General features: G+C 67.1%; 17 protein-coding genes, 1 tRNA gene and 1 pseudogene. 11 read left to right on the top strand and 8 right to left on the bottom strand.

Annotated features, from left to right (window positions below):
* Positions 1–188: 188 nt before the first annotated feature.
* Positions 189–896, bottom strand: coding sequence for a response regulator transcription factor (locus ASC87_RS24250; protein ID WP_304440702.1), 708 nt, complete (start codon positions 894–896; stop codon positions 189–191).
* Between the two features lie 196 nt (positions 897–1,092).
* Between ASC87_RS24250 and ASC87_RS24245 the strand changes: the two genes are divergently transcribed.
* Positions 1,093–3,870, top strand: a complete 2,778-nt coding sequence (locus tag ASC87_RS24245) for an EAL domain-containing protein (RefSeq protein ID WP_056668819.1) — start codon at positions 1,093–1,095, stop codon at positions 3,868–3,870.
* A 209-nt stretch (positions 3,871–4,079) separates the two neighbouring features.
* On the opposite strand, the pseudogene ASC87_RS31080 reads toward ASC87_RS24245, so the two are convergent.
* A pseudogene (locus ASC87_RS31080) lies at positions 4,080–4,274 on the bottom strand (cold-shock protein); the annotation flags it as partial.
* Between the two features lie 205 nt (positions 4,275–4,479).
* On the opposite strand from ASC87_RS31080, the gene clpS reads away from it, so the two are divergent.
* Positions 4,480–4,833, top strand: coding sequence for an ATP-dependent Clp protease adapter ClpS (gene clpS, locus ASC87_RS24235; RefSeq protein WP_056668816.1), 354 nt, complete (start codon positions 4,480–4,482; stop codon positions 4,831–4,833).
* Positions 4,830–7,181 (top strand): ATP-dependent Clp protease ATP-binding subunit ClpA, encoded by a 2,352-nt coding sequence (gene clpA / locus ASC87_RS24230; protein ID WP_056668813.1) that lies wholly within the window; start codon positions 4,830–4,832, stop codon positions 7,179–7,181. The genes clpS and clpA overlap by 4 nt, the downstream gene beginning before the upstream one ends.
* A 90-nt stretch (positions 7,182–7,271) precedes the next feature.
* Here the strand turns inward: clpA and ASC87_RS24225 are convergent, their stop codons facing one another.
* The 6 genes from ASC87_RS24225 to ASC87_RS24200 are packed head-to-tail and all read right to left on the bottom strand — an operon-like array spanning position 7,272 to position 12,166.
* On the bottom strand, positions 7,272–8,051 hold the full coding sequence (locus ASC87_RS24225; protein WP_056668810.1) for a zinc-dependent peptidase: 780 nt from the start codon (positions 8,049–8,051) through the stop codon (positions 7,272–7,274).
* Between the two features lie 4 nt (positions 8,052–8,055).
* Positions 8,056–8,874: a UDP-2,3-diacylglucosamine diphosphatase gene (locus ASC87_RS24220; protein WP_235582272.1), complete on the bottom strand. Its 819-nt coding sequence runs from the start codon at positions 8,872–8,874 to the stop codon at positions 8,056–8,058.
* Between the two features lie 17 nt (positions 8,875–8,891).
* Entirely contained in the window at positions 8,892–9,392 is a 501-nt protein-coding gene (locus ASC87_RS24215; RefSeq protein WP_056668806.1) for a peptidylprolyl isomerase, read from the bottom strand.
* 1 nt (position 9,393) lies between these two features.
* A complete protein-coding gene (locus ASC87_RS24210) occupies positions 9,394–9,954 on the bottom strand; it encodes a peptidylprolyl isomerase (protein WP_056668803.1) in 561 nt (186 codons plus the stop codon).
* On the bottom strand, positions 9,951–11,135 hold the full coding sequence (locus tag ASC87_RS24205; protein WP_056668800.1) for a murein L,D-transpeptidase family protein: 1,185 nt from the start codon (positions 11,133–11,135) through the stop codon (positions 9,951–9,953). Before ASC87_RS24205 ends, ASC87_RS24210 begins: the two co-directional genes overlap by 4 nt.
* Positions 11,132–12,166 carry a tetratricopeptide repeat protein gene (locus tag ASC87_RS24200; protein ID WP_200954508.1) on the bottom strand — a complete coding sequence of 345 codons (1,035 nt, stop codon included), beginning with the start codon at positions 12,164–12,166 and terminating at the stop codon, positions 11,132–11,134. The genes ASC87_RS24205 and ASC87_RS24200 overlap by 4 nt, the downstream gene beginning before the upstream one ends.
* 210 nt (positions 12,167–12,376) lie before the next feature.
* Here ASC87_RS24200 and cysS point away from each other — a divergent pair, with 210 nt between their 5' ends.
* From cysS to ASC87_RS24150, 8 genes are all read left to right on the top strand, one after another.
* Complete coding sequence (gene cysS, locus ASC87_RS24195; protein WP_056668794.1) at positions 12,377–13,753, top strand: cysteine--tRNA ligase; 1,377 nt, start codon at positions 12,377–12,379, stop codon at positions 13,751–13,753.
* Complete coding sequence (locus tag ASC87_RS24190; protein ID WP_056669538.1) at positions 13,719–14,396, top strand: DNA-3-methyladenine glycosylase; 678 nt, start codon at positions 13,719–13,721, stop codon at positions 14,394–14,396. Before cysS ends, ASC87_RS24190 begins: the two co-directional genes overlap by 35 nt.
* 101 nt (positions 14,397–14,497) lie before the next feature.
* Positions 14,498–15,469, top strand: a complete 972-nt coding sequence (locus ASC87_RS24185) for an acetyl-CoA carboxylase carboxyltransferase subunit alpha (protein ID WP_056668791.1) — start codon at positions 14,498–14,500, stop codon at positions 15,467–15,469.
* An 8-nt stretch (positions 15,470–15,477) separates the two neighbouring features.
* A complete protein-coding gene (gene tilS, locus ASC87_RS24180; RefSeq protein ID WP_056668788.1) occupies positions 15,478–16,779 on the top strand; it encodes a tRNA lysidine(34) synthetase TilS in 1,302 nt (433 codons plus the stop codon).
* 75 nt (positions 16,780–16,854) lie between these two features.
* Positions 16,855–18,123 carry an aspartate kinase gene (locus ASC87_RS24175; RefSeq protein WP_056668785.1) on the top strand — a complete coding sequence of 423 codons (1,269 nt, stop codon included), beginning with the start codon at positions 16,855–16,857 and terminating at the stop codon, positions 18,121–18,123.
* A 35-nt stretch (positions 18,124–18,158) separates the two neighbouring features.
* Positions 18,159–18,251: transfer RNA gene (locus tag ASC87_RS24170), tRNA-Ser, on the top strand.
* 170 nt (positions 18,252–18,421) lie between these two features.
* Entirely contained in the window at positions 18,422–19,492 is a 1,071-nt protein-coding gene (locus tag ASC87_RS24165; protein WP_056668782.1) for a DUF2806 domain-containing protein, read from the top strand.
* Positions 19,493–19,930: 438 nt separating this feature from the next.
* Positions 19,931–21,051, top strand: a protein-coding gene (locus ASC87_RS24150) for an IS3 family transposase (RefSeq protein WP_369820789.1) whose coding sequence is annotated in 2 segments (ribosomal slippage) — positions 19,931–20,195 and positions 20,195–21,051 — 1,122 coding nt in all. Because the reading frame shifts where the segments join, the coding sequence is not laid out codon by codon here.
* Positions 21,052–21,065 lie beyond the last annotated feature (14 nt).

Raw genomic sequence — 21,065 nt, 5'->3', positions numbered from 1 at the left:
GGACGGCGACGGCGACGTGCTTGCGCGGCCTGGCCATATGCCGTCGTTCAGCACGACACCGATTCTGCGCCCAAATGATGTGCGGCGGGAGTTCTATCGCCCTGAATCGGGGGAGTGGAAAGCGTTGGGGTCCGGTCGGGCGCCGGTGGATTGCGACGATTGAAAGAGGGTGTCGGTCCACCAGCCCTTCATGGCGTGACCTTCCCGGCAAACAAGTAACCTTCACCGCGAACGGTGCGGATCAGCGCCTGCGCGGACTGGTTGTTGCCGAGTTTCTGACGCAGGCGAGACACCGCGAGGTCCACGCTGCGGCCCTGCACCTCGGCGCCGGCGGACGCCGTGGCGTCGACCAGCTGTTCGCGTGTCAGCACGCATCCCGGCCGCGACACGAAGGCAGTCAGCAGGCGGTACTCGGCGTTCGACAGCGCCACGATCACGTGCGACGGGGACGTCAGCAACCGCTGCAGGCTGTCGAGCGCCCAGCCGTCGAAGTGGATGTACCGGCCGCCTTCGGGTAGGGGCGGGCCGGCGCGGGGCACTCGCCGCAGCACGGCATGGATGCGGGCCACCAGCTCGCGTGGCTCGAACGGCTTGCCCAGGTAGTCGTCGGCGCCCATTTCCAGGCCGAGCACGCGGCTGATCGGGTCACCCTGCGCGGTGAGCATGATCACGGGCGTGGTGTGCTGCTGCTGGCGCAGCCACCGGCACAGGTCGAGGCCGCTTTCGCCGGGCAGCCTCACGTCGAGGATGATGAGCTGGAAGGTGTGGGCCCGGAGCGCTTCGCGCAGTCCGGCCCCGTCCGGCGCGGCGTCGACCACCATGCCGAAGCCCCGAAGGTAATCGGAGAGGGTGGTGCGGATCTGTTCGTCGTCGTCGATGAGAAGGCAGCGGGTCACGGCAGCGCAGTGCAACAAAATCCACATGCTGACCGGCGCGTGTATCGATCATGTGGCCGGTTTGTTTCCGCGGTGACGCAATCGGCACCGACCCGTGTACGATTCGCGGTTCGCACCGCAACGCCCTCGCGCGCCGGGTTTCCCGATGCCGCGCCTGGTGCCGTCCCCTGGCCCGAATGTCTGCGATCCACGGAACATGAACTGGCAGGACCTGCAGTACCGACTTCGCGGCCGAGGCCGCCGCCGACTGCGCACCTACCTGGTGGCGCTCGTGCTGGCCACGCTCGTGCCCACGCTGGTGGCCGGTGCGTTTGCGCTGTGGCGCACCGCCGATTCCTACCGCGAGGCTTCGGGCAACCGGCTCGCCGACACGGCCCGCACGTTGGCCCACGCCATCGAGCGCAACCTCGGCAGCAAGACAGCGCTCGTGCAAGCGCTGGCGGCACCGTCCGGCGGTGCGGCCGGCATCGCCGGGTTGCAGGAATGGCTGGATGGCGCCGGGCTGTTGCCAGGGGCGCTCGTGGTGTCCGAGCCGGCCTCGGCGCTCACGGGGCGTGACGGCGCCGGGCTGCTCACCGCGGCCGGCCTGCCGGCCGACACCGCCTCTGCCGTGACGGTCAGCGGCCGCCCGGCCGTGTCCAACCTGCTGGTCGATCCGCCTCGGCTGGCCATCGTCACGCGCCAGGTGCGCCGGGGGGAACCGGTGCTGGTCGGTGTGCTGGTGCCTCCGCACCAACTCGTCGATCTTGCGCCGCAGGACGGCGCCACCCAGGCCAGCATGCTGGTTGCGGTGACCGATGGCAACGGGCGCCTCCTCGCGCGCTCACGCGATGCCGCAAGCATGGTCGGCCGGATGGTGCCCGACTGGGTGAAGGTGAGTTCGCACGCCGAAACCCACGGGCTGTTCGAGGCGCGCACCGCGGAGGGCCTGCCCATCAAGTTCGCGTTCCAGCGCCTGGCAGGCACGCCGGGGTGGGTGGTGGTGGCGGGGGAACCGCTCGATACCTTCAATGCGGGCTGGCAGGACCTGCGGCGCCAGCTGCTGCTGGGCGGGGCCGTCGCGGTGTCGCTCGCGTTGCTGATGGCGGTGTGGCTCGCGCGCCAGGTGCTTCACCCCGTGGCGCGCCTGGCCCGCGACGCGGAACATGCTGCCGAGGGCCGGCGCAGCGCGGCCTCGCCGGACGAGGCCACCACGATCGCGATCCAGGAATTCGAGGCACTCCGTGAGCGCATCGAGGGCTCGCAGGCCGCCCTGCACCAGCGGGCCGAGGACGCCCGCCGCAATGCCGAGGCGCTGGCCGTCAGCGAGCGGCGCTACCGGACGCTGGCGCAGGCCGGGGCGCTCGTGCTGTGGCGCGGCACCACCGATGGCCTTCTGTTCGCCGCGGCGGGCTGGGAGGCGGTGACCGGCCAGCCGGAAGCGCGAGCCCTCGGGTTCGGCTGGATCGAGCAGGTGCACGACGCCGAGCGGCCGTCCGTCAACGCCATGCTCGGCGAAATCGCGGCCGGCCGGCGCGAGATGGATGTGGAGTTCCGCCTGAAGGTGCGCGACGGCAGTTGGCGCTGGGTGCGGGTGCGCGGGGTGCAGGTCGATGAACCCGGCCGGTCCGGGTCGGAATGGGTGGGTGTGCTGGAGGACATCGATGAACGGCGCCGGGCGCAGGCCCACGTCGCCCACCTGGCCCAGCACGACCCGTTGACGGCCTTGCCCAACCGCACCCGTTTCCGCGCGCGGCTGGCCGAGGCGCTCACGCGGGTCACCGATGGCGATGGCGTGGCCGTGTTGTATGTCGACCTCGACCGCTTCAAGGAAGTGAACGACACGCTCGGCCATCCGGCGGGCGATGCCTTGCTGCTCGCGGTGACACAGCGCCTGGCCCACGTGGTGCGCGAGGGCGACCTCGTGGCGCGGCTCGGGGGCGACGAGTTCGCCATCGTGCAGTCGGGCCTGGCGAGCCCGCGTGATGCGGAACACCTGGCCGGCCGCATCGTGTCGGCGCTCGGCGCCCCGTACGAGTTGAAGGGGCACCAGGTGGGGATCGGTGCGAGCGTGGGCATCATGGTGGCGGCGTCCCGCGATGCCGACCCGGACCGCCTGCTCGCGTGTGCCGACATGGCGTTGTACGGCGCGAAGCAGGCCGGGCGCGGGCGCTACCGGTTTTTCGAACCGGACATGGAGGCGCGCCTGCAGGCGCGGCGCGAGCTCGAACGCGAGTTGGGGCAGGCGCTGGCGCGCCACGAGTTCGAGGTCAGCTACGAGCCGGTGGTCAACGTGCGGTTCGGCACGGTCTGCGGCTACGAGGCCAAGGTGCACTGGCGGCATCCCCGGCGCGGCCTGGTCGAGCTGCAGGAGGTGCATTGCCTGGCCGACGAGATCGGTGTCCTGCGTCCGCTTGGCGACTGGATCCTGCGCCAGGCCTGCCAGGACGCCGCACGCTGGTCCGATGACCTGCGGTTGTCGGTCGACATCAACGCGGGCCAGCTCGAGGACCCCGCGTTCCCTGGCGTCGTGGCCGAGGCCTTGCAGCGGTCGGGGCTCGGTGCGGGGCGGCTGGAGCTCGAGGTGGGTGAACACGTGTTGTCGGGCGGTGGCGAGCGGCTGCTGGCCGCGCTGCACCGGCTGAAGGACCTCGGGGTGCGCATCGCGATCGACCATTTCGGCTCGAGCCGTTCGGCCCTTGGCCTGCTGGGCCGGTTCCCGTTCGACAAGGTCAAGATCGAGGAATCGTTCGTGCGCCAGGTGGGCCTGGACAAAGAGGGCGACGCCATGGTGCGTGCGCTGACGACGCTGTGCGACACGCTTGGCATTGCCAGCGCCGCGTCGGGCGTGGACGTGCAACGGCAACTCGACCTGCTCAGCAGCGAGGAGTGCGTGGAAGTACAGGGCCGGCTGTTCGGCAGCATCCGGCGCGCCGCCGACTTGGCCGGCGGGCTGGTGGATGGGGCGCTCGCCACGGCGCCCCCAACCGCCTGACCAAACGACATGAAACCGCCCACCGCGAACGACGGGCGTGTTCAAGCCGGCCCGGGTGGCGCCGGGCCTCAGCCGTGTGGCAGATCAGCGCAGGAAGGTCAGGGCGACGCGGCCAACGCACCCGATACCGAGTTCAGGGCCTCGTCGGCCGTGTCGTCGAGGGGGATGGATTCGCTGTCGTCCGAGACACCTGCGGGCGTGCGCAGTGGGCGGATGTTCTGTGCCAGGCGGCCCTTGGGGCCCTGGACCAGCTCATACGACACCTGCTCGCCTTGCTGGAGGGTGCGAAACCCTTCCATCTGGATGGCAGAAAAATGGGCGAACACGTCGTCGCCACCACCTTGGGGCTCGATGAAACCAAATCCCTTGGCGTCATTGAACCACTTCACCGTACCTACAGTCATTCTGGGTTCTCCCGATCCCTTGTTGTGCACAAATTCTCGGTTTGCAAAGGCCAACTTGTCAATACCACGGTAGGGGGTGGGAGGGTGAAACGGGGTGCCCCAAAATAAATGTCAGGGGAGTCCCATTTCCGGGCTTGACGAGGCGCAGATCGGCGCAATATCCATCCGTGTGACCGATAGCGTGCCGACTCGATAGAATCATTCCATGCCAGAGGAAAAGCCGATCCCCCCACAGACGCCGAAGCCCGCATTGCCCGATGAAGGGCAGGGAGCTGTCGTCGCCGAGCGTCAGGCCGCCAAGACGGAGCCGCCTCGCATGTACCAGGTGGTGCTGCTCAACGATGACTACACGCCGATGGAGTTCGTCGTGATGGTCCTGCAGGAATACTTCAAACGAGATCTGGAGACGGCCACACAGATCATGCTCAAGGTCCACAAGGAGGGCCGGGGCGTGTGCGGTGTGTACACGAAGGACGTGGCAGCAACGAAGGTCGAACTGGTGGCAACCGCCGCACGCCGCGGCGGGCACCCTTTGCAATGCATTATGGAGGCCGCATGATTGCGCAAGAGCTTGAAGTCAGTCTGCACATGGCGTTCGTCGAGGCGCGCCAGCAGCGCCACGAATTCATCACGGTGGAACACCTGCTGATGGCGCTGTTGGACAACCCGTCGGCCGCTGAAGTGCTGCGCGCGTGCTCTGCGAGCATCGACGAACTGCGCAAGAGCCTGGCCCAGTTCATCAAGGAAAACACGCCTACGGTGGGGGGGGCCGAAGAGGTGGACACCCAGCCCACGCTCGGTTTCCAGCGCGTCATCCAGCGCGCCATCATGCACGTGCAGTCCACGGGCAGTGGCAAGAAGGAAGTGACGGGGGCCAACGTGCTCGTGGCCATCTTCGGCGAGAAGGACTCGCATGCCGTGTACTACCTGCACCAGCAGGGGGTCACGCGCCTGGACGTCGTCAACTTCATCGCCCACGGCATCAAGAAGTCCGATCCGCCGGAAACGCCGAAGGCCAACGATGGCGCCAGCCAGGAGGGCGAGAAGGAGGAGGGCGAAGCCAAGGGTTCGCCGCTCGACCAGTTCACGCAGAACCTGAACCAGCTCGCCCGCGAAGGCAAGATCGATCCGTTGATCGGCCGCGAGCACGAGGTCGAGCGTGTGATCCAGATCCTGTGCCGCCGCCGCAAGAACAACCCGCTGCTCGTCGGTGAAGCCGGCGTGGGCAAGACCGCCATCGCCGAGGGCCTCGCGTGGCGCATCACGCAGAACGACGTGCCGGAAATCCTGGCCGACGCGCAGGTGTACTCACTCGACATGGGCGCGCTGCTGGCCGGCACCAAGTACCGCGGCGACTTCGAGCAACGGCTCAAGAGCGTGCTCAAGCACCTGAAGGACCAGCCCAACGCGGTGCTGTTCATCGATGAGATCCACACGCTGATCGGCGCCGGTGCGGCGTCCGGCGGCACGCTCGATGCCAGCAACCTGCTGAAGCCCGCGCTGAGTTCGGGTGCCATGAAGTGCATCGGCGCCACCACGTTCACCGAATACCGTGGCATCTTCGAGAAGGACGCGGCCCTGTCGCGGCGCTTCCAGAAGGTCGACGTGGTCGAGCCGTCCGTGGAGCAGACCGTCGAGATCCTGAAGGGCCTCAAGTCGCGCTTCGAGGAACACCACAGCGTGAAGTACGCGCTGGGCGCGCTGCAGGCTGCAGCCGAGCTGTCGGCCAAGTTCATCAACGACCGCCATCTGCCCGACAAGGCCATCGACGTGATCGACGAGGCCGGTGCCGCGCAGCGTATCCTGCCCAAGAGCAAGCAGAAGAAGACCATCACGCGCAACGAGGTCGAGGACATCGTGGCGAAGATCGCCCGCATCCCGCCCGCGAGCGTGTCCAGCGACGACCGCTCCAAGCTCAAGACGCTCGACCGCGACCTCAAGAGTGTCGTGTTCGGCCAGGAGCCGGCCATCGACGCGCTGGCCGCTGCCATCAAGATGGCGCGGTCCGGCCTGGGCAAGCCCGACAAGCCGATCGGCTCGTTCCTGTTCAGCGGCCCCACGGGCGTTGGCAAGACCGAAGTCGCGAAGCAGCTGGCCTTCATCCTCGGCATCGACCTGATCCGCTTCGACATGAGCGAGTACATGGAGCGCCACGCGGTCAGCCGCCTGATCGGTGCGCCTCCGGGCTACGTCGGGTTCGACCAGGGTGGGCTGCTGACCGAAGCCATCACGAAGAAGCCGCATTCGGTGCTGCTGCTCGACGAAATCGAGAAGGCCCATCCGGACGTCTTCAACGTGCTGCTGCAGGTCATGGACCACGGCTCGCTGACCGACAACAACGGGCGCAAGGCCGACTTCCGCAACGTCATCATCATCATGACGACGAACGCGGGCGCCGAGACCATGAACAAGGCCACCATCGGCTTCACGAACGCCCGCGAGTCGGGCGACGAGATGGCCGACATCAAGCGCCTGTTCACGCCGGAGTTCCGCAACCGCCTGGATGCCATCGTCAGCTTCCGTGCGCTTGACCAGGAAATCATCATGCGCGTGGTCGACAAGTTCCTGCTGCAGCTCGAAAGCCAGTTGTCGGAGAAGAAGGTCGAGGTCACGTTCACCGACGCGCTGCGCAAGCTGCTCGCCAAGAACGGGTTCGACCCGCTGATGGGCGCTCGCCCCATGCAGCGCCTGATCCAGGACACCATCCGGCGCGCGCTGGCCGACGAACTGCTGTTCGGCAGCCTGGTCGATGGCGGCCGCCTGACGGTGGACGTCGATGCCGACGGCAAGACGGTGCTCGACATCCAGCCGCCGCGAAAAAGCGACAACCCCAGTCGGCTGGCGCCTCCTGCCCCCAGGGGGCGACCCCGGGTCGGCCGGCAAAGCCGGTCCTCGCGGGTGGCTTGATCTGGCGCTTCGCTTCGCTTCGCTTCGCTTGCTTGACGCCCGCCTTGTGCGGGCGTTTTTGATTCGGCCCGCGCTCCGCTCTCGCTGCCTTCACTGGCGTTCGGCCGGATCCTGCTTGAAGTAGTCGCGCAGCAGCCCGTAGACATCCGGATGCACGTGGCGCAGGTCGTGCGGTGCCACGAAAAACACCTCGCACGCCACCGCGAAGAATTCTGCCGGGGCCTCGGCGGCGTAGGGGTCGAGCATGGTTTCCACGCCGGCCTCCACGTCGGCGCTGAAGGCCTCGTACTCGGCCGCGAAAACCCGTTGCCATGTGTCGTGCAACGCGCGGTTCGGCAGCGGCGGGATGCCGTCGGACTGGCCGTCGTTCATGTCGAGCACGTGGGCGAACTCATGCACCACGACGTTGTAGCCCCATTCCGCGGTGTCGCCCGCTTCCTCGACGTCCTGCCACGACAGCATCACCGGGCCGCCTTCCATCGCCTCGCCGCTCAGCGGCTCGTCGTAGTGGTGCACGACGCCGTCGTCGTCCACCACCTCACGGCGCGCCACCACCTCGCCGGCATGGACCACGATGCCGACAAACCGGTCGTAGTGGTCGAGGCCCAGGTTCAAGATGGGCAGGCAGGCTTGCGCGCCGATGGCCACGGCCATCAGGTCGGTCACGGCCAGGCCCTCGGCCCCGTGGAACTCCTTGCGGGCGAGGAACAGCGTGGTGAGGTCCCGCAGGCGCGCGGCGTCGGCGGTGTCGGGCAGCGCGAGGAACGGGAAGCGCGCCAGGGTCAGGGCCCACAGCGCGTCGGGGATCGGGCGCCGGTTCAGCGTGCGCTGGTCACGCCAGCGCTGCAGGCTGGCCCACCACTTTGTCATCGGATCAGGCGCGCGAAACGGCCGCTGCCACGCGGTGCAGCCCGGCCGCGGACCACCGCAGCACCTCGGCGCGGTAGGGCGGGTGGTCCAGGTCCCAGTCGGACAGCACGTGGCGCACGTAACCGGGTGCCATGGTTTCCGTGCCGGGCCGGTGGGTGTGGCCGTGGATCATCGTGGCCGACCGGGCGGCCTCGAGCCAGGCCACGGCTGCGGGGAAGTCCACGTCGGCCCAGTCGGCGGGGGCCGAGCGGCCGTCCTTCTTCTGTTCGCTCTGGTGGCGCATTTGCGCACCGATGCGCACCCGTTCGGCTTGCGGCAGCGACAGCGCCTGCTTCTGCCAGGCCGGGTTGCGCACCATGGCGCGGAACTGCTGGTACGCGGTGTCGGACAGGCACAGCGCATCGCCGTGGGTGATGAGCACCCGCTCGCCGAACCCCACCATCACGGTGGGATCGTCGAGCCCCTTCAGGTGGCACGCGGCCAGCATGTCGGCGCCGATCAGGAAATCACGGTTGCCGATCATGAAGGCCACGGTGCGTTGCTGCGACACCTGGGCGAGCACCTCGACGCATTGCGCCGCAAGGCCTTGCGTGCGCAGGTCGTCGCCGACCCACATCTCGAACCAGTCGCCGAGGATCACGACGGCATCGGCCGGGGTGTGTTGCAGGTGGGACTTCCACGCCTCGAAGGTGTGGGGCGTGTCGTCGCCCAGGTGCAGGTCGGAGATGAAGTCGACCGCTTTCCAGTGCGCCGGCACGGCCCATTCGGTGGCCGCCGCCGCGGGGATGGTCAAGGCCGGGGTCGGCCGGGGATCAGTGTTCACGGCGGGGCGTCACCTGGTCAGGCCACCTTGGCGCTCTGGATCACCACGTCCTCGACGGGCACCTTTTCGTGACCACCCTTGTTGCTCACCTTGACACCTTCGATGGCATCGACCACCTCGGTGCCGGCAACGACCTTGCCGAACACGGCATAACCCCAGCCGGACGCGCTTTCGGCCGTGAAGTTCAGGAAGTCGTTGTTGGCGGTGTTGATGAAGAACTGCGCCGTGGCCGAGTGCGGTGCGCTCGTGCGCGCCATCGCCAGCGTGTAGTGGTTGTTCTTCAGGCCGTTGTTGGCCTCGTTCTGGATGGTGGCGTCGGTGGGCTTCTGGCTCAGGCCCGGGGCGAAGCCGCCGCCCTGGATCATGAAACCCTTGATGACACGGTGGAAGATGGTGCCGTCGTAGTGCCCCTTCTCGACGTACGAGATGAAGTTGCGCACGGTGTTGGGGGCCTTCTCGTCATCGAGCTCGATGCGGATGGTGCCGTGGTTGGTTTGCAGTTCAACGTGTTGGGTCATGTCATTTCTCCAGCGTGGCCTTCTTGATGGTGATGGGCTCGGCCGGTACGTCCGAGTGAGGGGATTTGCGGGTGGTCTTCACCGCGCGGATCTTGTCGACGACGTCCATGCCCTCGACGACCTTGCCGAACACGGCATAGCCGTTTCCGTCGGGCGAGTTTTCGGCGTTGAGCATGTTGTTGTCGACGACGTTGATGAAAAACTGCGCCGTGGCGGAGTTGGGGTCTTGCGTGCGGGCCATCGCGATGGTGCCGCGGCCGTTCTTCAGGCCGTTGCGCGCTTCGAGCGGGATGGGCGCGCGGGTGGGTTTCTCCTTCATGTCGGCCGTGAAGCCGCCGCCCTGGATCATGAAGCTGCCGATCACGCGGTGGAAGATGGTGTCGGTGTACTGGCCATCCTTCACGTACTGCACGAAGTTGGCCACCGTCTTCGGCGCCTTTTCGGCATCGAGTTGCACGACGAAGTCGCCGGCGCTCGTCGAGAACTTCACTTTTTGTGCATGCGCCGAGGCGACCGCACCCAGGCCGATGCAGGCCACGACCACGAACTTCTTGAGGTTCATCCAATCACTCCTTCGAAGAATATCTTCCATTGTCCACCTTCCTTGCCCCAGTACTGGCGCTTGACCTGTCCGGTGCGCTGACCTTTGTTGACGAGCCCGAACGTCACCACCAGCACATCGCTCTGGTCCCGCCATGAGAGGATCGACACGTCCTTGAGTTCCGCGGCACGGCCCTGGGCCGCACGCAGTTCCTTGGCGAGCGCCAGGTCCCAGGCGGGCGTGCCGTTCGAGAACCGGGCCGAATAGAACGGCATCAGCAGTTCTGTCTTGCCCGACGACCGCGCCGTGCGCCACTTCTCCAGCAGCCGCCGGGCATCCTGGCGGGCCACGCCGGCCTGCACCGGCGTGACCCACTGGATGGCCTGGGAGATGAGCACCGGCGTGCTGCGCGGGGCCACGTCGTGCAGCAGGCGCTGCATGTCGTCGTTGGCCAGCACCACGCACCCGTCGGTGCTCTGCGGGGTGCGCGCGAAGTTCTGCTGCGGCACCCCGTGCAGCCAGATGCCATGGCCGGTCTTGCCCTGGCGGCGGTCGTACTCGTTCGGGTAGTTGAGCGGCAAGGCGCCGGCGCCGTAGAAGTCCTGCAGCTGGCCCGGGTCGAGCCGGCTGGTGATGAAGTACACACCGAGCGGCGTGCGCTGGTCACCCTGGGACTGCTTGCCCACGCCGAGGCGTCCCACCGACACGTAGTGATCCGCCACGAGCCGGAACCCTTGTTGCGTGTTCTCGAACAGGTAGAGCCGCGAGCGGCTCGCGTCCACCGCGATGGCGTGGCGGCTGCTGGCCGGCAGTTCGATGAATTCGCGGGGCAGGGCGCCGGTGGGCGGCCGTTCGGTCAGCGCGGCGAGCCGCAGCGAGGCTTCGCGCCGCAACTGCGCGAGTGGTTCCTTGGCGTCGGCCGGGAGCGATGCCGGCAGGCCACCGAGGCCGGCGAACGCGCCCTGGCGCACGAGCAGCAGGTCGGCGTAGAGGAGTTGTGCGAGCTGGAAGTTGGGCACGTCGCGGGCCAGCGCTTCGGCGCGCTCGAGCGCCACGCGCGACTGGCCCGCCTGGATCAGGCGGTACACGTCGATCAACCGGGCTTCGGGTGACTGCGCCGGCGCCGCGGCAAAGGCCAGCAACGGCAGCAGCAGGACCGCGGCCAGCCAGCCGCGGCTCGGCACATTCCAGGATCGGATCACGAACCGCTGCTTTCCTTCTGGATCAACCAGTGGCCGGACACGAGGACCATGTCGAGCCGCTTGCGGCTGGCCACCTTGAGCGCGTCGGCGCGGTAGGCCTGGTGGAACTCGACGGTGGCCCGCTCGCCCTTGACCTCGATGTCGAAGTTGGTCAATGCCACCGAGATGCTGCGCTTGCCGAGGATGCGGGCGCGTCGTTCCTCTTCCCAGGCCTTGCGCGTCTTGCCGCCGGAGAAGTCGCGGGTGTAGGCGGCGAAGTAGCTGTCGAGGTCCTTGCGGCTCCAGGCGCTGGCCCAGGCGATGGCGGCGGCCTGCGGGCCCTGGGTGTCGGTGGCGGCGGGCTTCGGCGTAGGCGCTGGGGCCGGGGGCTCCACCGGCTTGGGCGCGGGCTTGGCGGCGGGCGGGGCTGGCGGCACCGGGGCCGGGGCAGGTGTGGGTGCGGGCGCGGTTGCGGGCGCAGCAGCCGGTGGACGAGGCGCGGGCGCGGCGGACGCCACGGTGCGGCCGGCCGTGGCCTGGGGCGAGAACAGCCCGCGGATCATCGACAGCTTGGGTGCCACCTTGGTGTTGTTGGTGCCGTCGATCTGCAGGGCCTTCGAATAGGCCTGGCTCGCGAGCTTCGCGTACACGTCGCCGAGGTTCTCGTAGGCCGTGGCATAGCTCGGGTTGGTGCGGATGGCGGCCTCGAGGGCGCGGCGGGCCTGGTCGTACTGGCCCTGCTTGCTGTACAGCACGGCGAGGTTGTTCTGAGGCTCCGGCAGATCCGGGTGGTCGGCGGCGAGCTTGTTGAACACCTCGATGGCCTCGGTGTTCTTGCCTTGCTCGGACAGGATCAGGCCCTTCAGGAAGCGCATGCGCGCGTCCTGGGGGCGTGCCGCGAGCGATTGATCCGCGCGATGCGCGGCATCGGCGAACTGGCCCGCGGCAAAGAGCCGGTCGACATCGGCAAAGTCGTCGGCGAACGCCGCGGTTGGGGTCAACAGCAAACCGGCGGCGGCCAGACCCAGGCATCGCGTGCGTAGACGATTCATCGACATCCTGATGGCGGGTAGGGATGGCCCTTGGAGCGGGAGGCCCGGGGGCTCGGACGGCCGCAGCGGGGCAGCCGGTATACTCTGAAAATTGTATCGCAGCCCCTGCCGCGGCTCGCATCCCGATCATCCCTGTCCCCAGCTGTGTTCGGCCGGTGCCCCCCGCGGGCGTGCCGGCAGTTCGCGCGCCTGCCATTTTTCGTATTGCCGATGAGCCTGCGCATCTTCAACACCCTGAGCCGCCAGACCGAGGCCTTTTCACCCATCGAGCCCAACCATGTCCGCATGTACGTGTGCGGCATGACGGTGTACGACCTCTGCCACGTGGGCCATGCCCGCATGATGGTGGCGTTCGACGTGGTGGCACGCTGGTTGCGCGCAACCGGGTACCGCGTCACGTACGTGCGCAATGTCACGGACATCGAAGACAAGATCATCAAGCGTGCGGTCGAGCGCAACATCTCCATCCGCGACCTCACGCGCGAGATGACGCAGGCCATGCACGACGACACGGCCGCGCTCGGTGTGTTGCCGCCCGACGCCGAGCCCCGCGCCACCGACTACGTGCCGCAGATGCTCCAGATGATCGGCACGCTCGAAGCCAAGGGCCTCGCCTACCGCACTGCGGCGGGCGACGTGAACTACGCCGTGCGCAAGTTTCCGGGCTACGGCAAGCTCTCAGGCAAGTCGCTCGACCAGCTCCGGGCCGGCGAACGCGTGGCCGTGGCGGGCGACAAGGAAGACCCCCTCGACTTCGTGCTGTGGAAGGCCGCCAAGCCCACCGAACCGGCCGACGCCAAGTGGGACAGCGTGTATGGCCCGGGCCGCCCGGGCTGGCATATCGAGTGCTCGGCCATGGGTTGCGCGCTGCTGGGTGAACACTTCGACATCCATTGCGGTGGCGCCGACCTGCAGTTTCCGCACCACGAGAACGAGATCGCCCAGAGCGAAGGCGCCTCCGGCAAACCGTTTGCGAACGTGTGGATGCACAACGGCTTCGTCAACGTCGACAACGTGAAGATGTCCAAGTCCCTGGGCAACTTCTTCACGATCCGCGACGTGCTGAAGCGCTACGACGGGGAAACCGTCCGCTTCCTGATGCTGCGCACGCACTACCGCAGCCCGTTCAACTTCAGCGACGCCCACGTCGACGACGCCCGCAGCGGCCTGCGCCGCCTCTACACGGCACTCGACGCCGTGGGTCCCGTGGCCGACACCCCGATCGACTGGACCACCGGCCCGGCCGCGCGGTTCCGCGACGCGATGAACGAGGACTTCAACACGCCAGAGGCCCTGGCCGTGCTGTTCGAGTTGGCCAGCGACATCAACCGCACCGGCTCCACGGCGCAGGCTGCGCTGCTGAAGGGCCTGGCCGGCGCGCTCGGCGTGCTGCAGCAGAGCCCGCGGGCCTACCTGCAGGGCGGGGCGGCCGCGGACGAGCCTGCCATCCAGGCGAAGATCGACGCGCGCAACGTGGCGAAGAAGGCCCGTGACTTCGCGCTCGCCGACCGCATCCGCCAGGAACTCCTGGCCGACGGCATCGTGTTGCAGGATTCCCCGCAAGGCACCACCTGGACGAAGGCCTGACGTGGTCCGAACAGTCACCCCTGATTTCTGGGACGAGGCGTGCCGGCACCTGTCGAAGCGCGACCGCGTCATGCGCAAGCTGATCCCCGTGTTCGGCGACGCCCGGCTGCAGAGCCGGGGCGATGCCTTCACCACGCTCGCCCGGTCCATCGTGGGCCAGCAGATTTCCGTGAAGGCCGCGCAGTCGGTGTGGGAGCGGTTCACCGCCACGGTGGATGGCGCTGCCGAGCGGGTCAAGCCCACGGCCGTGCTGGCCCTGGCGCCGGCGCAGATCCGCGAGGCGGGCCTGTCGGCCCGCAAGGTGGACTACGTGCTCGACCTGGCCCGCCACTTCGAGAGCGGCATGGTGCACGTGAAGCAGTGGCAGCAGATGGACGACGAGGCCATCATCGAGGAACTGGTGGCCATCCGCGGGATCGGACGCTGGACCGCCGAGATGTTCCTGATCTTCCACCTGCTGCGCCCGAACGTGCTGCCCCTGGACGACCTGGGCCTCATGAAAGGCATCAGCCAGAACTACTTCAGCGGCGAGCCGGTGTCGCGTGCCGAAGCCCGGGAAGTGGGCGACGCCTGGGCACCATTCCGGTCGGTGGCCACATGGTACATTTGGCGGAGCCTTGAACCTCTGCCTGTCCCAAACTGAGCGAGGCGCCGCGGCATCTGGCGCCGAGCGCGAATGTCGCGTTGCAACAACGTCGAGCCCCGCAACCAGCGGTGCTCCCAGACCAGCAGGACCCCCATCCGATGAGCAAACGTCACTTCCTTGAATTCGAGCAGCCCATCGCCGAACTCGAAACGAAGATCGAAGAGCTGCGTTACGTCCAGAGCGAATCCGCGGTCGACATCTCCGACGAGATCGACCGCCTCGGCCAGAAGAGCCAGCAGCTCACGAAGGACATCTATTCCCAGCTGACCCCGTGGCAAGTGGCGCAGATCGCCCGCCATGCGCAGCGCCCGTACTCGCTTGACTACATCAACGAGATCTTCACCGACTTCCAGGAACTCAAGGGCGACCGCTCCTTCGCGGACGACCAGTCCATCGTCGGCGGTCTCGCGCGGTTCAATGGCCAGGCCTGCATGGTCATCGGCCACCAGAAGGGCCGCGACACGAAGGAACGCGCCGCGCGCAACTTCGGCATGTCGCGCCCCGAGGGCTACCGCAAGGCCTTGCGCCTGATGAAACTCGCCGAGAAGTTCGGCCTGCCGGTGTTCACGCTCGTCGACACCCCCGGGGCCTACCCCGGCATCGGCGCGGAAGAGCGCGGCCAGTCGGAAGCCATCGGCCGCAACATCTTCGAGATGGCGCAGCTCGAGGTGCCCATCATCGTCACCATCATCGGTGAAGGCGGCTCGGGTGGTGCGCTCGCCATCAGCGTGGGCGACCAGGTGCTCATGCTGCAGTATTCGGTGTATTCGGTCATCTCGCCGGAAGGCTGTGCGTCCATCCTCTGGAAGACGTCGGAGCGTGCACCCGAGGCCGCCGAGGCCATGGGCATCACGGCCCACCGCCTGAAGGCCCTGGGCCTCGTCGACAAGATCGTCAACGAACCGGTCGGTGGCGCCCACCGCGATCCGAAGCAGATGGCGGCGTACCTCAAGCGCGCGCTCAACGACGCACTGCGCCAGGTCCACGACCTGAAGCCGAAGGAGCTGCTGGACCGCCGCTACGAGCGCCTGCAGTCCTACGGTCGTTTCTCCGACACCAAAGAGCGCTGATCCGCGCCGTGCGGGGCATCGTCGCGGTCGCCACCAGTGGAGGCCGCGACTCCACCGCACTCCTGCACGCCACCGCCGTGGCGGCGCAGGCACAGGACCTCCAGGTCCTGGCATTGCACATCCATCATGGCCTGCAGCCCGACGCCGACGCGTGGTTCGACCACGTGCGCACGCAGTGCGAACGCTGGGCCGTGGCCGGCTTGCCGGTGCGGTTTGCCGGCCACCGGCTGACCGGGCGGCCCGCCCGCGGCGACAGCATCGAGGCCTGGGCCCGCGAGGCCCGCTACACGGCACTCGCGGCCCTGGCCCGCGCCGGCGGCGCCACCGCCGTGCTCCTTGCCCACCATCGCCGCGACCAGGCCGAGACCTTCCTGTTGCAGGCCCTGCGGGGCGCTGGCGTGGCCGGGCTCTCCGCCATGCCCGCCCGTGTCGAACGCGACGGGCTGGTGTGGCTGCGGCCGTGGCTTGACCGGTCGCGCGACAGCATCGAGGCGTACCTCGCGCAGCACCGACTCGGCTTCATCGACGACGGCAGCAACACCGACCCGCGTTTCGCCCGCAACCGGTTGCGCCTGGCCGTCTGGCCGGCGTTGACCCGTGCGTTCCCCGACGCCGAGGTGTCGCTCGGGGCGGCCGCGCGCTGGGCCCAGCAGGCGAGCCGTGTGCTTGACGACGTGGCCGCGGCCGACCTGCTGTCGTGCGCCGATGCGGGCGGGCTCCGGGTGGCCGCCTGGCAGGCACTGGGACCGGACCGCGGCGCCAACGCGCTGCGCCTGTGGTTGCGTGGCCAGGTGGGGGCGGCAGCACCGGCGTCGTTGGTGGCGCGGCTCCAAGGTGAACTCGCCGGTACCGGCCCTGGGCAGTGGCCACTCGGCCAGGCCACGCTGCGGCGGTACCGGGGCCGGCTGACCTGCCACCACGCGCGTGCCGACGTTGAGTCTCTGCGTCGCGAGACGGGGCTGCGCATCACGCGGGGAGGGCGGTACCGCTTGCCGGGCTGGGGCGGGGAGCTCGTGGCCTCGCGTGTGGCCGAAGGGGGGGTTCCGATCGCGTGGCTCGCACACCTGGACCTGCGCGCCCGCGGGGGGGGTGAACAGTTCCAGGCGGGGCTCCAGCGGCCGGCGCGCAGCCTCAAGAAGCAGTACCAGGCGGCGGGCGTGCCCGAATGGGAGCGCGATGGCCCGCTGGTGTTCAGTGGCGGGCAATTGCTGTTCGTGCCGGGGCTCGGCATCGACGCCAGGGTGGTCGGATTGCCCGGTCAGGCCCAATTGGCGCTGCATTGGCACCGCCTGCCCGTGACGGAAGCGTGACCAACGCCCGCCGCAACCGCTAAAATCCCAGGTTGCGCTTCGCAGCGCATCCCTTCATCTCTGCGAACCCTTTTCATGGCACTCATCGTTCACAAATACGGCGGCACCTCCATGGGCTCCACGGAGCGCATTCGCAACGTCGCCAAACGGGTCGCCAAATGGGCCCGTGCCGGGCACCAGATGGTGGTCGTTCCCTCGGCCATGAGCGGCGAGACCAACCGCCTGCTCGGCCTGGCCAAGGAACTCTCCCCGGCGTCCACCACCCCGGCGCTGCTGCGCGAGCTCGACATGATCGCCTCCACCGGCGAACAGGTGTCCGTGGGCCTGCTGGCCATTGCGCTGCAGGCCGAAGGCCTGGAGGCCGTGAGCTACACCGGCTGGCAAGTGCCCGTGCGCACCGACAGCTCGTTCACGAAGGCCCGCATCCAGAGCATCGACGATGCCCGCGTGCGCGCCGACCTGGCCGCCGGCCGCGTGGTCATCATCGCGGGCTTCCAGGGCCTGGACGAGAACGACAACATCACCACGCTCGGACGTGGTGGTTCCGACACCTCGGCCGTGGCCGTGGCGGCCGCGATGAAGGCCCACGAGTGCCTCATCTACACCGACGTGGATGGTGTCTACACCACCGACCCGCGCATCGTGCCCGAGGCGCGCCGCCTGGCCACCGTCAGCTTCGAGGAAATGCTCGAGATGGCGAGCCTGGGTTCCAAGGTGCTGCAGATCCGTTCCGTCGAATTCGCCGGCAAGTACCGCGTGCCCCTGCGCGTGCTCTCGAGCTTCACCCCCTGGGACATCGACATCGCCGAAGAGGCACGTTCCGGCACCCTGATCACTTTTGAGGAAGACGAAAAAATGGAACAAGCAGTTGTGGCTGGCATCGCCTTCAACCGCGATGAAGCGAAGATCACCGTGCTGGGCGTGCCCGACAAACCCGGCATCGCGTTCCAGATCCTGGGTCCGGTGGCCGAAGCCAACATCGACATCGACGTCATCATCCAGAACGTCTCGCACGACGGCAAGACCGACTTCTCGTTCACGGTGCACCGAAACGACTACGCGCGCACCATCGAGCTGCTGAACACGAAGGTGGTGCCCCAAACGGCTGCCACGAACGTGGTGGGCGACCCGAAGATCTGCAAGGTCAGCATCGTGGGCATCGGCATGCGGTCGCACGTGGGCGTGGCGAGCAAGATGTTCCGCGTGCTCGCCGACGAGGGCATCAACATCCAGATGATCACCACGAGCGAAATCAAGACCAGCGTCGTGATCGACGAGAAGTACATGGAACTCGCGGTGCGCGCACTGCACAAGGCGTTCGATTTGGACCAACCCACTGGCTGAACCGGAGTTTTCCGGGTTAGAATGCGCGCTGTGCTGGAGTCGTGACCGAGTGGCCGAAGGTGCTCCCCTGCTAAGGGAGTATGTGGGCAAAACCTGCATCGAGGGTTCGAATCCCTCCGACTCCGCCATTTAAGTAGTTGATTTCTAAAGGTTCTTTCGGAATTCACCCCGGGCCTGCAGACAAACTACAAACAAATCAGGCGAATTTTTTCGCCGCGCACACCGCAAAACGCCCCCTCCTGCAGGGGGCGTTTTGCTTTCCGCTATCCGGCAGAATTCGGGCTCTTAGGGAGCTTTCATGAAATCGCCCGGCGAAGCGCTATCGATCAAGCTGTGGGAGACAGTCGAGAAGGGCGGGGGCGGGCTGCTCGGCCCGTGGCAGGCGCGCAGGATGGGTCGGGCGATTGCCATGGCCCGGCGAGAGGAAGTTCTTTTTGTAGCTCAAGCGGAGGCCGAAGCGTCCGCATTGAAATCCGGACAGGCGCGACTGGATTATTCCGGCCCGACCCTACGTGTCTGCTACACAAGTGAGCGCTCGGAACCGACAGGTCGCATCGAGCCGAGCTTCAGCCTGCCAAGGGCTGCCGAGCGAGCGCTCGGCCTCGCCGCGGCCGACTATCTCGCTGCGGAGGTGAACCAGACGAAGGCGATATTTCACGCGGAGTCGTGGCTCGAAACACAGGTGTCACCAGTTCCGGACGCGTCCGTGGATGACGATTGGCTCGCGGCTTGGCGCGCGAATGCTGGCCGAACTTCGGCTGAGCAAATGCAACGGCTATGGGGCCGCGTCCTTGCCGGGGAGGTCGCCGCCCCGAACACCTATTCACTGCGAACGCTCGACTTTCTGCGAACCCTTTCAAAATCCGAGGCGGACGAAATCGCGAAGGTTGCGCCATTCGTCGTGGAGGACACAGTACCAAGCGGTTTCGGAACGCTACTCAACAAGCGAGGTATCAGTGCCGCTTTACTGATGCGCCTTCAAGTCCTCGGACTCTTGTCTGGCGTCGGGGGACTCGGCATGGGCAGACGATACTCGCCGGGGGCGCAGCGAGAGGTGGAATTTCGTGTCTGCGGACATGTCGTCGTGGTGAGGTGGGCACGAGACTCGCTGAGCACACAGTCCGTGGATTTGAACGGGTTTCAACTGTCACCGCTTGGGGTCGAACTCATTACCCTGTGCGAGGTCCAGCCAGATGCTGAGTTCATCGAATCGTTCGCGGACCACCTTGCGAACCAGCACCTCGAGGTGTCGGTGTGTTCGTTGGAGCGTGGCCCCGATGGTCGGGCGCGCAGGGTCAACTGTCGCGCGGTGAAAAACCGGCTCACGGAACTCCTTGACCGGCGATCGGACGAGCCGCCGGAAGTGTGATCGCGGCGTTCATCTGCTCACCTCGCTGTGTGGTCGGGGACCTGAAAAGTCCGCTTTGCAGCCTAGGCGGTCATTCCGTGCGCAACTCCTCCTATCATCTGCCCATGACGCAGACCTTGATCGAGCATGCCAGGCGATGGATCGAAGCCTCATGGCGCGAGGAGGGGGCCAAGTTCGGCGTGGACAACGTCCCAGTGGCGCAGTTCGATGAGCTGGACGTTGACGATATGGATTCCCCGCTGAGAAACCAGGGCACTGCTACGTGGTTGCGTAAGCTCCCCCAACCAGTAGACACCTGAATCTGGAGAATGCGGCCTCACAAGGAAGACGAGGACGCGATGAGAAAGAGCAAGTTCAGCGAGAGCCAGNCGTAAGCTCCCCCAACCAGTAGACACCTGAATCTGGAGAATGCGGCCTCACAAGGAAGACGAGGACGCGATGAGAAAGAGCAAGTTCAGCGAGAGCCAGATCGTGGCGATCTTGAAGGAAGGCGAGTCGGGGCTGGCCGTTGCCGAGGTGTGCCGCAAGCACGGCATCAGCGCGGCGACGTACTACGCGTGGAAGAGCAAGTACGCGGGCGTCTCGGTGAGCGACCTGACGCGCATGCGCGAATTGGAGGCTGAGAACGCCAAGCTCAAGCGCATGTACGCCGATCTGGCGCTGGAGAACACCGCGCTGAAGGACGTTGTCTCCCGAAAGTGGTGACGCCGTCTGCGAGGCGGCAGGCGGTGCAACTCATGGTCGAGGAGCACCGTGTGCCAGTCAAGCGGGCCTGCGCAGCTGCAGGCCTGTCGCGGGCGGCGTACTACCGCGGGCCAGTGGATGGCCTGGTGCGAGATGCCGAGGTGATCGAGGCCCTGAACGCGATGGTCGAACGACGCAGCCGTTGGGGCTTCTGGAAGTGCTTTGATCGGCTGCGCCTGGACGGGCGGCAGTGGAACCACAAGAGGGTCTGGCGCGTGTACTGCGAAATGGGATTGAACCTGCCGAGGCGAACGAAGAAGCGTGTGCCTCAACGCGACCCGGTGCCGTTGCAGGCCGGCGAGTTCGTCAATCAGGGCTGGGCCCTGGACTTCATGCACGACGCGCTCTACGACGGCCGCCGGTTCCGCACGCTCAACGTGATCGACGAGGCGAACCGCGAGGCCCTTGCCATCGAGGTCGGCACGTCGATCCCAGCACGGCGCTTGATCCGCACGATCAGCCGCCTGATCGACTGGTACGGCAGGCCCGATTCAATCCGCCTGGACAACGGGCCGGAGATGACCTCGCATGAGTTCACCGAGTGGGCCGCGGCCAAGGGCATCGCGTTGCGCTTCATCGAACCGGGCGAGCCGAACCAGAACGCCTATATCGAGCGATTCAACCGCACGTACCGGACCGAAGTGCTCGACACGTACCTGTTCCACTCGATCCAGCAGGTTCAACACATCACCGAGGAATGGCTGCTCGACTACAACGAGCACCGACCTCACGACGCACTGGGCGGGCTGCCACCGCGCAAGTTCCTGCCCAGGCTGACCACCGTCGCAGACTCCAGGAATGGGCTGTCTACTTGACGGGGGAGCTTACG

This window comes from Rhizobacter sp. Root1221 (assembly GCF_001425785.1).
GTDB lineage: Bacteria > Pseudomonadota > Gammaproteobacteria > Burkholderiales > Burkholderiaceae_C > Rhizobacter.
Note: the sequence above shows the minus strand (reverse complement) of the source record. Positions and strands in the feature narration are given on the sequence as shown.

Bases quoted from the DNA above. Each gene is read 5' to 3' on its own strand.
- ASC87_RS24245 (WP_056668819.1), top strand. From the start codon at position 1,093: ATGAACTGGCAGGACCTGCAGTACCGACTTCGCGGCCGAGGCCGCCGC.
- clpS (WP_056668816.1), top strand. From the start codon at position 4,480: ATGCCAGAGGAAAAGCCGATCCCCCCACAGACGCCGAAGCCCGCATTG.
- clpA (WP_056668813.1), top strand. From the start codon at position 4,830: ATGATTGCGCAAGAGCTTGAAGTCAGTCTGCACATGGCGTTCGTCGAG.
- ASC87_RS24225 (WP_056668810.1), bottom strand. From the start codon at position 8,051: ATGACAAAGTGGTGGGCCAGCCTGCAGCGCTGGCGTGACCAGCGCACG.
- ASC87_RS24215 (WP_056668806.1), bottom strand. From the start codon at position 9,392: ATGACCCAACACGTTGAACTGCAAACCAACCACGGCACCATCCGCATC.
- ASC87_RS24210 (WP_056668803.1), bottom strand. From the start codon at position 9,954: ATGAACCTCAAGAAGTTCGTGGTCGTGGCCTGCATCGGCCTGGGTGCG.
- ASC87_RS24200 (WP_200954508.1), bottom strand. From the start codon at position 12,166: ATGAATCGTCTACGCACGCGATGCCTGGGTCTGGCCGCCGCCGGTTTG.
- cysS (WP_056668794.1), top strand. From the start codon at position 12,377: ATGAGCCTGCGCATCTTCAACACCCTGAGCCGCCAGACCGAGGCCTTT.
- ASC87_RS24185 (WP_056668791.1), top strand. From the start codon at position 14,498: ATGAGCAAACGTCACTTCCTTGAATTCGAGCAGCCCATCGCCGAACTC.
- ASC87_RS24175 (WP_056668785.1), top strand. From the start codon at position 16,855: ATGGCACTCATCGTTCACAAATACGGCGGCACCTCCATGGGCTCCACG.
- ASC87_RS24165 (WP_056668782.1), top strand. From the start codon at position 18,422: ATGAAATCGCCCGGCGAAGCGCTATCGATCAAGCTGTGGGAGACAGTC.